6 protein-coding genes and 1 pseudogene are annotated in these 11,662 nt (G+C 33.5%); all 7 read right to left on the bottom strand.

The genetic code is table 11. The features are described 5' to 3' along the window. The coding region (locus DN408_RS27335; protein ID WP_370458402.1) for a transglycosylase domain-containing protein at positions 1–2,272 on the bottom strand (2,272 nt) is incomplete at its 3' end. A 424-nt stretch (positions 2,273–2,696) separates the two neighbouring features. Then, positions 2,697–3,565: pseudogene (locus DN408_RS27330) on the bottom strand (serine hydrolase). 411 nt (positions 3,566–3,976) lie between these two features. After that, on the bottom strand, positions 3,977–4,240 hold the full coding sequence (locus DN408_RS32240) for a hypothetical protein (protein WP_016126970.1): 264 nt from the start codon (positions 4,238–4,240) through the stop codon (positions 3,977–3,979). Between the two features lie 619 nt (positions 4,241–4,859). Further along, positions 4,860–6,296 (bottom strand): MBL fold metallo-hydrolase, encoded by a 1,437-nt coding sequence (locus tag DN408_RS27310; RefSeq protein WP_016126969.1) that lies wholly within the window; start codon positions 6,294–6,296, stop codon positions 4,860–4,862. 66 nt (positions 6,297–6,362) lie between these two features. After that, positions 6,363–7,562 (bottom strand): NAD(P)/FAD-dependent oxidoreductase, encoded by a 1,200-nt coding sequence (locus DN408_RS27305; RefSeq protein ID WP_016126968.1) that lies wholly within the window; start codon positions 7,560–7,562, stop codon positions 6,363–6,365. 528 nt (positions 7,563–8,090) lie between these two features. Then, entirely contained in the window at positions 8,091–8,345 is a 255-nt protein-coding gene (locus DN408_RS27300) for a DUF5065 family protein (RefSeq protein WP_078177185.1), read from the bottom strand. A 676-nt stretch (positions 8,346–9,021) separates the two neighbouring features. Continuing rightward, positions 9,022–11,229 carry a M60 family metallopeptidase gene (locus DN408_RS27295; protein ID WP_078179263.1) on the bottom strand — a complete coding sequence of 736 codons (2,208 nt, stop codon included), beginning with the start codon at positions 11,227–11,229 and terminating at the stop codon, positions 9,022–9,024. Positions 11,230–11,662 lie beyond the last annotated feature (433 nt).

Genomic DNA, 11,662 nt, shown 5'->3' with positions numbered 1-11,662 from the left:
TTTGGGTGGTTTGTATTTCCTTCGCCTCTACCGTTGTTTGGCGGCGTTGTATTTCCTTCGCCTCTACCATTGTTTGGCGGCGTTGTATTTCCTTCGCCTCTACCGGCGGCGTTGTATTTCCTTGACCACTACCATTGTTTGACGATGTTGTATTTCCTTCGCCTCTACTATTGTTTAGCTCACTTTGCTTTTGCTCTTCTGGTTTCTTTTGCTTTTCTTGTTGCTTATTTTGATTATTATTACTTGGCTGTTCAGTCATATTTGGGGAAGAATCAAGTTTCTCACCTTTAATACGTAATTCGCTACCTTCTTGAACTACACTGTTCGGCATTTTAAATTGCGACTTATCTGTAGCAAACTTACTCATCATTTCTTTAAAAATTAACTGAGCAATTTTCGTATTTTTACTACTAATATAATCGTCTTTACTATCTTTAATATATCCAGTCCATACTGCCATCGTATATTGTGGTGTATAACCAGCAAACCAACTATCACGAGTTGCACTTTCTGGTAGATTATATTGTGCTATTTGTTCTAAAGAATAGTTTGTTGTCCCTGTTTTACCCGCTACATCTAAAGAACCTATATTAGCTGCTGTACCCAACCCAGAAGAAACAAAAGTACGAAGCATATCAGTAATCATATATGCTGTAGAATCCTTCATAACTCGTTTGGGCTTTTGCTCAAAGCTTTTTGATTTACCATCTGAATAAACGACTTTCTTAACAAAATGTGGCTTCGTATACTTACCATCATTACCAAATGCCGCATAGGCACCTGCAATTTCAGTTGGTGACGCTTCATTTGTACCTATCGCTGTTGATTCGGTCGGTGCTACATTAAATGTAATACCTAGCTTTTCAGAGAAAGCTTTTGATTTATTCATTCCTACTTCTTTTGCAGTTTTAATTGCCGGGATATTTCGGGACGTTTTCAATGCATCACGCATTGTAATTGGTCCTAAATGCTTTCTATCTGCATTTCTAACTTCTTGTCCTGTTGAATACTTAAATGGAGAGTCGTCAATTTGATGGTAAGTAGCCCATTTTAAATATTCAATTGCAGGAGCGTAATCAAAAATTGGTTTCATCGTTGAACCTGCTGAACGATTTAATTCAATCGCTATATTATGTCCTTTAAATACAGCTTTATTTTCACCACGCCCGCTACCAATTGCACGAATTTCTCCTGTTTTCGTATCCATAAATGTGAAAGCCCCTTGGAATTTCTCATTTGGATAATTTATAATGTTTTCATTTAAAAGCTTGTCCGCAAAATCTTGTGCCTTTTGGTCTAATGTAGTATAAATTTCTAAGCCGTCAGATCCAATATTAGCATCTGGCAACTCTTTTTCAACCTCTTTCACAACCGCATCCATAAACGCAGGATATGGCATTTCTTTTTGTTCAGTTGCTTTCTTAAGTCCTTCTGTTACTGGAACTTTTGATGCTTCTTCCATTTCTTTTTTTGTAATATAACCATGTCGATTCATTAATTCAAGTACAACATTTCTTCTTTCTGTTGCTTTTTTGATATTTTTTTCTTTTGTTGGATCATAGTTATTAGGTGCTTTCATTAAACCAGCAAGCATCGCAACTTCTGGTAGTGTTAAATCTTTCAATTCCTTACCATAGTAATTTTGTACTGCTGTTGCGATTCCGTATGAACGGTTGCCTAAGTAAACTTTATTTAAATACATTTCTAAAATTTCATGTTTTGAATACTGTTGTTCTAGCTTATACGCTAAAAATATTTCTTGCGCCTTTCGCTTTGACGTTTTTTCCATCGATAAGAAGTAATTTTTAATAACTTGCTGAGTAATCGTACTTCCACCTTGAGAGCCGTAATCACCTTTTAGGCTGACTAAAACTGCACGTGCAGTACCTTTAAAGTCTACGCCACTGTGCTCGTAAAAACGTGCATCTTCTGTCGCTAAAAACGCATTTTCTACTAATTTAGGAATTTGATCATACATAATATTCGTTCGTTTTTCTTTCCCATATTCATATATCAATTTTCCATCTTTATCATAAATTTTTGAGGATAACGGATTAACAAGTTTTGCTTTCTCAAGTTTTGGTGCATCCTTGATCATAACGAAAAAAGTAGCAACCCCTGCGACTAACCCTACAATACCAAGTAGTAAGCAACTGATTAAAAATTTGCGAAGAAACAATGTTTTACCTTGTTGTTTTTGTTTTTTAGAAGTTGGTTGTTTTTTCATTTTAACTTGTCGTCGCTCCTCTCGAGAACGATAATTTTCTGACATGTTACTTTCTCCTGCCTTTCAATTCTCCCGTTGATTTACTTAAAACTATTGAGGTCACCTTTAGAAATATACTTATATTAAAAAAGTATGGTAATCGAGATTAGTAAATATTTTTCTAATCAGCAGATTATAAAACTTAGATTAACTCTTGAACAAAATAGTTTCATATCTATTCTTTATAATAATGCTGCCCTTTAAAGTAAGGGAATTGTGAGCTGTTCCTCACCTCTTTGTACTATATCTAATGTTTGTAATAGTGAGTTCTTGAATTACTCGTCTAATTTAATGGTTCTTGTTAGCATAATCATAATGAAAAGAATGTGAAAAACGATTCTTTTGATGTAAAAAAGAATCGACTTCTAATTTTATCCTATAGATGGTATGGAATATAGGGAATCAGAAAGCAAAGGTAAAATCAATACCCTCACTTGAGAGCATCTATTGTAACCTTGGCAGTCTGCGCGATTAGCTCAGTATCATATATAGCATCTTGACTGGACAGAATTGCAATGATAATCGGTTCTCTGGTTCTCTATTCGGTGGCTAAACGATGGCAATATATCATTAGGTGTTCCGTAGCTTCCGGCTCCAGATTTATCATCGACTTCCCAATCTTTTGGTACACCCGCATGGATGAGTTCGTCTCCTGTAGCGTTTCCACGCATCCAATCCGTAGGGATTTTACGTTTATCAGTTTGGAGTGCATCTCTGACCGTGAAAGCCTTAAGATTGGTAGCAAGTGTTTTTGCTGTACTTGTATCACAAATGTCTCCCGGCATAGCTTCGTTCAAATCCTTTAGGTCCGTCTAATTTCTTGAATAAAGTGTTCCCCGCAGTGTTATCACTGTAACGAATAGCAGCCTCCGCAATTTTCCCAAGAGTCATACCGCTATCCACATGTTTCTCTGTAATTGGTAAATACTCTACTAAATCATCTTTTGTATAAGTGATAACTTCGTCTAATTTGTCAATTGGATATTGTAGTAACAATACCCCTGTAACCAGAGCCTTAAAGGTAGATGCGTAAACAAACCGTTCATTAGGTGATCGATAAGTAACTGCCCAGTTTGTACTGGTGTCGATTTCATAGACACCCAGTCGAGCGTCAAACTTTTTCTCGAGTTGTGCGAATTCTCAATGAGCCGCATGATTTGTATGTTTAGTTTTCTCTACTTTTTCTTTTGCTTCCACCTACAATGGTTCACCTGTAAAAAGTTTTACACTTGCAAGACTTAAACTTAGTATTCCAACACACATCCCTATTTTTAACATCCTTGTACTTTTCAAGATAATCAGTCCTTTCGTATTTTGCAGTACTTAAAATAGATGTCAAACCAGATTCAGTGTATCAAGTTTGGGCACTAAGTTTTTAGGATTACACTTAATAGACAATCTAAGTAATAAATTTGTTCCACATTTACAAATAAATTAAATTTAAGATAAAATAAAATCTTTGGTTTGTATAGTAACGGAACAGAAATGGTAATAGGGGTACGGCAATATCGCCATTAAGCTAAGATTTTAAAGTACCCCCTAAACGAAAATTTTCTTTCTCTAAAGGTAGTTACTTTGAGAAGTCAGATCACTTTTTTCGTTTTGGGGGCTAATTAGTTTTTTAACTTGATACGTTATGGTGGAACCCAATATGTAATTATAGTTATAGATAATTGTAATTCTTAAATACAGTTATCATGCTGATATTCTTCACAAATATTTAGATGTTGATAGTAGGATACTAAGGTATGTTATTTTGAAAGTATAAGATACGGATATTGTCTTATGATTTCTACTAATTTTTATCCAATTTCCTTCTGTTTTCCCAACTCTATTAATATTTATGTTTATAGTTAAAGAAATAGGGGATTTCCCTTCTAGAAGCGCTTCAAAAACTACTGTTCCTTCTGGCTTATCATGATTAGCCAGAGCGGTTTCAAAGGCCTTTTCTGTTGCATCAGTTAAGTAAAACATACCTTTATCCTTTACACCTGGATTGCCAATACAATCCTTTTGATAGCTGTCTAGATTATTGTTACTAAGAAATATGAATTTCGTACATTATCAAGAATTTTTTTCTAAAAAATCCTTAAGAGAAAAAACATTTACAAGTTAAAATATAACTAATATGAAAATGCCTTTATTTAATTCCTTGTTTTTGAACTACCCCCACTTAACGACTTTGCGGCCTTTTTGAAGTGGGAGATTTCTGTGAACATCGGTGTATCCACCAGTTATCTTAGTAGGATCCGCCCGTAGTTCCTATGGTGGGAACTGAAGTGTCTTTTACGTTGCCTCACCACGTTTCCTACTTTAGCTTGATTTTCGCAATTTCGGCAAGCGCGGGACGATAGGACGTTGAAAATTTTACGATTGCAACGAATTTTCTGCAACCAACCTCATATCTTCAGTTTTCAAAGATCAATCTGTACAAGTATATGGTTAAAAACATTTTGGCTTACGCCAACCGACATGCATCCCCCACTTAAAATTGACGTTTTACACCTTCACATTTTTAAGAAAGGAGTCTTTTGTCAGAAATCGATAAAATCGCTCCAATTCCTATTCATATAAATTAGTAAAAAATATTTTCCTATACCTTGGAATTAAATGTATCATAAGGCAGTCCTGCTTTTTTCCATGCAAGAAATCCTCCCTTTAAATTAACTACTTTCTTTATATCAGCTTTTTGTAAAATGCTAGCTGCTATAGCGGAACGTAACCCCGTTCGACATTGTAAAACTATTGGACAATTTTTCGGTACATCATCTAGCCGTTCAAGTAGATTACCTAAAGTGATATGTATTGCATCATGAAGATGTCCTTCATCCCACTCTTTTTTACTACGCACATCGATAACCTTTACACTTCCATCTTTTATTAACGGATATAATTCATTTGATGTTTTTTCCTTATAAATCTCTAAACTATGGAATCTTTGAATTACCTTTGAAGGTGCAAAAGCAATAATATTATCTAAGCCAATGGACTCAAAGTCTCTAATAACTTCCTCCACTTTAACATTTTCCGCATCTAAAATTATTAAAGTTTCTTTTTTATAATCTAATATCCCCCCACACCAAGTTGTGAAAGAATTGTTATAAGGTATGTTAATTGACTTCTCGATGTGGCCAGCAGCAAAACACTCTACATCCCTTATATCAACTATTTGCTGAACACCCCTCATCACTTCTTGAAGTTCTTCTATTATATAAATAGCAGTAATCTCTCTCTTCTTACGAGTTGGTGGACCATACTTATTTAAATGCTTCATTAATGGAAAATACTTTGGAGGCTCTGGCTGTCCCGTCAATAAATTCGATATAAAATTATCTTCATCATTACATTGAAACGCCCAATTAAACATCTTTTCATAACCTAATGTGGAAGTTGGAATTGCTCCTAATGCTTTTCCACATGCACTTCCTGCACCATGTGATGGCCATATTTGCAAATAATCGGGGAGTATTTTTATTTTTTGTATAGAATCAAATAATTGTTTCGCTCCTATTTTTGCGGTATCTTTAATACCAACAGCAATTTCTAATAAATCGGGTCTACCTATATCTCCTACAAATATAAAATCACCTGTGAATATTCCTATCGGTTTATCATTCATATAATTATTTTGACTTGTATCGGTTACTAAAAAGGAAATACTTTCAGGCGTATGCCCTGGGGTATGAATGACATTGAATTTTATATGACCAACCTTAAACTCTGTTCCCTCTCTAACCAAATTGTATCGGCCCTCGTTAAGATTTTGATATTTCCAATCACTATCTCCTTCATCTGATACATATAAATTTGCATTAAAAAGAAGGGAAAGTTCTCTAGACCCAGATAGAAAATCTGCATGAATATGAGTCTCAGCCGCAGCAATTACTTCCATTCCCTCTTTCTTAGCAAATTCTATATATTGTTCTATATAGCGGCTGGGATCAATAACAATTGCTACGCCTTCCTTCTGACAACCAACTAAATAGGAAGCATGAGCTAATTTTTCATCATAAAAATATTTTAAAAGCATAGCTATTCCCTCCAAATGCTTATTTCAAATTACTTCTCGGTTGTTACAACAACTCTCTATCTTTCCTTATAGAATCCCTTTCAACATTAAATTCCAATACATATAGGGCAACATATACCTTTTAAGTAAAAACATACTATACCGTTCTTTCGCTTGATTAAACGGAAACGTTTCTTGAGGCTCATGTTCATAGTTAAATTCAGCGAGTATAAGACTTTTATATCCTGTAACAATCGGACAGGATGTATACCCATCATAATTAGCCTGCAAGTCTCTTCCATTAAGTACGTCCAAAATATTTTGTTTTAAGACAGGTATTTGTTTTCGAATTGCCGCTCCAGTTTTAGATGTAGGTAAATTGGTACAATCTCCAAGTCCAAAAATATTCTTATATTTTACATGCTGCAAAGTATAAGGACTTATATCTACCCACCCCTGATGATCACTTATCTCACTTTCTTTAATAAAGTTAGGTGGCCCCATTGGTGGAACAACATGTATCATACTATATGGTACTGTTTCTCGTTTCAGTGTTTGCGTATCTTCAAAAATTGCTTCTCTCTTTTCAGCGATAATTTCTACTAAGTTTTTATTATAGTTCGTTATAATTTGCTTTCTTTCTAGTACTTGTTCTAATGTTTCAGCATAACGCGGTACCTGAAATATGTTAGCGTTCGCAGAATAAAACATTACTTCACTTCTGTTTTTCAAACCGCTATTACAAAAATACTCTTCTGCTAAATACATAATTTTTTGTGGGGCGCCACCACATTTAATAGGAGTATTGGGGTGGGTAAAAATCGCATTTCCTCCTTTGAATTTTTCAATTTCTCTCCAAGTAGAATCAACATATTTATAAGAATAATTGCTACAAACCCCATTAGTCCCAATAGACTCCTTTAAGCCTTTAATACCACCCCAATTTATTTGTATACCGGCTGCTACAATAAGAATCTCATATTCAAGTAGCATTCCATCATCTAAAAGTATCTTATTTTGATCTGGAAACAACTTAACAACACTTTTAGGAATCCACGTTGCTCCTTTTGGAATAAGTGATTCTTGATCACGCATCGTACATTCCTTTGAAACAATTCCTCCCCCAACTAAACTCCATAGTGGTTGGAAGTAATGTTTTTTAGATGAATCGATAATAGCTATACTTTCTTTCAATAGGGATACATTTCGTAACAAATGTGCAGTAGAAGATAGTCCTGCAGTCCCAGCGCCAATCACAATAATTTTATAATTATCTCTGGTCTTCATTATCCTCTTCCTATCTGAATTTAATTTTTAAGTTAACTAATTATTAGCCTTATTTCATCGTAGTAACAATATTATAAGATAAAAATACTATTATTTTATCTTATTAAAACGAATATTCCGTTAACTTTATCCGTCGACATTACTATATGCGTAAATCCCTTATGTTACTTCTTTAATTTGTTTCAAACTCTACAAACTTTACATTTCTCAATATTAGCCTGTATCCTATCTCACTTTAATGACATTACACTTCTATAGATAATGAAATGCAAGTTTCTTTGGTATGGTTTGTCCATCCTCCTTTTCAGGAGATAGACAAAAACAATCTTATTCCAATAGCTATATTACCTATTCTTTTTTGAATCTTTGTTATAAATATCTATACATGCATTTGAGAACGTCTTTGTTGTTTTTCCAGTCCCTCAATAATGTGAGAATTGCTATTACCATATTTCCCGTAGCCTTTGATTTATAGGGAGCTGAAAATACTACCTAATTAATCAATTCTAGCTACTGAGTAGGAAAGAGTTAATTAATTTGAAAATGATTTGAGTAGGTAAATTCTCCGTTATACTTAATTACTGCAATATATGTCCCTTTAGTATATACATTTGTAATTGGTGTTCTCCAAATTTCTAACCCTTTAGGCGTAGTAATAAATTCTGGTTCAATTGTAATAAAGCGTTGTAAAGTGCCGTCAGGGTGAACCTTGAAAATCTTCATTTTGGCACCAAAATGCGCTCTACCAAAACGTTGAGTTAAGTAGAAAGTATCTCCTGTTATGAGGTGTTCAATATTCCAGTCGGGTTGGTATGTAGCTATGAAGAATTAAGATCTTAACCAGCTTCAATTTGATTTTAACTTTTTTAATATAAACACATTTTACTTTTAATAGAAGTAAGTTAACTATTATATCCACCTACTCTTCGTATGCAATATTGCATACGAAGGGCCTTAAATATTTTGGTATACTATGCATGTGGATTTTTCATCCAAAATTCCACTCAAACGCATATTTATGTATATGCCGACCCTAATTGCTAAAAGTGAGAAGAATGTTATTCATTCTTCTCACTTTTTTTATTTAAAATGTGTGCTTGTACTTAGGTCTTTAGATATTTTACATTTTGAATCTTAATACTAATCCACGTATGTGAATTTCCTTATAAAAATAAACTCCAAAATAGAATTAATCTTCCAAATTCCACCTATGGAGTCAGTTGTTTTCTAAAAAACATTCCAGCGTTTTTATTAATTGATTTTAGAATAGTCAAATAATAATACCGTATACAAGCTCTGCATAAATTATTCATTTTCTTTTATATAATACCTACCTTTTTACTTCTAATAAATCATTAAACATTGGATTATATTTCACTTTTATATAAATAAAAGCCAAATAGCCGTTCATAATGAACGACTATTTGGCATCTTACTAATAATTTGAAGTTTATTCATATTAATCTATTTTGCTTAATCCCGTAGAAGTAACTTGATAGGTTCTTTTTTTACCTATATATTCCTGTTTACTATTCTCAAGGTTAATAAGTGTAGCCCGTGTCTTTTCCTTTACTGCTTCCCCTTCTATATGGGTAAACTCGATATAATCTCCCACTTTGACTGGCACAGTTTGTCTTTCAGCAGTTTGCTGTCTATTTCCCACTATTTCCTTATTGTACACAACACTACCGGATGAATTCTGTACTTTGATACTTGCATACGTATTATTAAAATAAGAATGTGGTACGCCTGCTTCTAAATTCACCTGTATTTTCTCTGTTACCCTATTATAATTTACTTTTGCAATTTCTCTATCACTATATCCTTTTAAAGACCAACCAAATTGATTTCCGTCTAAAACCGTTGTTTCTGGCATTTTTTCTACTTTCTTCAGACCTTCTTTTGTAACTTCGTACATTGCTTTTTTTCCAAAGCTTTCTTGTTTACTATTATCTACATTTGTGAAAGTAGCTCTATGCACACCTTCTAGATGTGTTAACTCAATATAATCCCCTACTTTAACTGGAACTTTTTGCGATTCAGCATTTTGTTGTTTGTTTCCATAGATGTCTTTATTGTATACTACTTTTCCTGATGCATTTTGTACTTTAATACTCGCATATGTTTCATTAAAATAATGATGCGGTACGCCTGCTTTTAAGTCAATATGCACTTCTTCTGTCGACTTATTGAAATTGATTTTAGCAAATTCGAAATCACTAATCCCTTTTAATGACCATGCAAACTTGTTTCCTTCTAAAATATTATTTACATTAGGTATATCTGGTTTAATTGGATTAGAATCCGTCCCCTTCCAAATCTCTGCTGTTAAAGTTGGATACCCTAATACAGCCACTTTTTGAATGGTATCGTTATTTGGACGTAATCCCCACTTCTCAAAGAAAGGTATCAAATTTTGTTTGGCTACTTTTGATGCCGAAATCATAAATAATTGTTTTTTATTTTCATCAGTTTGTGGAAGTTCACTTGAAGACATGTCTCTATACAATTGATGCAATTGAGGATAGAAGTCCTCTCCATATGCTAACTGTAGTTGCCAAAGCATAACAAGCTTAACAAAAACATCACTAACTTCGTCATAATTTTTATTAGGTTGTTCTAAGTATTGAAATGCCTTAGTATAAGCGCCCTCCTGTTGCAATCTAAAAGATTGATTAGATGTAAATGCTTTTTCTACAGAAAGGCTGTAAATATTATTTTGTACTTCTGTCATATTATAAAACTTCCAAGGTGATTGCTGTCTCAAATGCCCTGCCTCATGCCAAGGACCCCAGCCATCTTTTATAAATTTATTAATATCTAACACGTATTGGATTGCATCTCCTACATATGCGGTTCGATAAGAAGTTGCATACATATAATAATCGGGAGAATGATTTTCTTCTACGTAATGAATATAATGTTTATCTACTTGTTCCTCGGATAAACCAGCTACTTTGTCTTGAATTCGAGTAGCTTCATCCATCTTTTTTAAGAGTTGTACAGGATCTGTATTAGAACCTAACAAATATTTCTTAACACGTGCAGGGCTGGCCGTAATTAATACACGTTCTCCTTTTAACTCCACTGCATGTGCATTGGGATATTGGTCCAGCATGTTTATTAAATCTTGTTTCGTATGCTTTCCTAGTTCAAAAAAAGGAGTAGTCGTTCCACCTGTTGTGACTGTTGTTCGAATGGTACCACCTTGTTGTTTATTATAAAAATAAATCATCCCCCCATTTGGAGATTGGATTGTGTTTATACCAGGTTTTAATGTAAATGATTTTATTTTAGAATCTTCTCTCCAAGAAGCATCATACGAATACGTTCCAATATATGCTTGAATATTTTGATTTCCTTCTACATTAATCGTTATTTGTTCATTTGGCTTTGCATATAAACCAGTGGGTTCATATGGACTAAATGCCATACTTTTTCTTTCCTGTTGTTTCAGTACCTCAACATCCCCTTTTCCTGGGACTGTATATATTCTGTTTTCTGATTTAACTGACTTTTCCTCTTGCAGTGATGTCGATATTTTTTTTTGCTGCTTTGTTTCCTCTGCAAAGACATCTGATGAAGAAACCATTCCAGTCGTAAGCATAGTTACTGTAGCGGTAGCTGCAAGTATTTTTCTAGTTTTATATTTTGAGTTATTCCCCATATTATCTCCCTCATTTTCCCTTAGTACATTTAAGGATTATTATTTTATTTATTACGTTTTTACACCAAAAATTTTTTACGCTATTTATGTTGTATCTAATACTCTATTTTTTCTCATAATAGTCTCCTTTTCTTTATTTCTAATTGTTTATAAATGTTATTTGATGACACATAAAATAACAACTTTACGATAAACTCATCAATAACAACCTATTATGTTTTGATTTAGTATTCTTAACTTCCATCTAATTGTATAAAAGTATTCTATTAGGAAAATAAGAATATAAAGCTCACTAATCATAGATTAGGTTTTATGAAAAAATTCATAAAAATCATTCACCTTAAAAATTCAAACTTGTATAACTACTTTCTACATATAGGATGGAATTATAAAAATATTTTAATAAAATAAAAGACAGAGGCCTGATGATACC

It is taken from the genome of Bacillus sp. AR13-1 (assembly GCF_008042285.1).
Taxonomy (GTDB): domain Bacteria; phylum Bacillota; class Bacilli; order Bacillales; family Bacillaceae_G; genus Bacillus_A; species Bacillus_A mycoides.
Note: the sequence above shows the minus strand (reverse complement) of the source record. Positions and strands in the feature narration are given on the sequence as shown.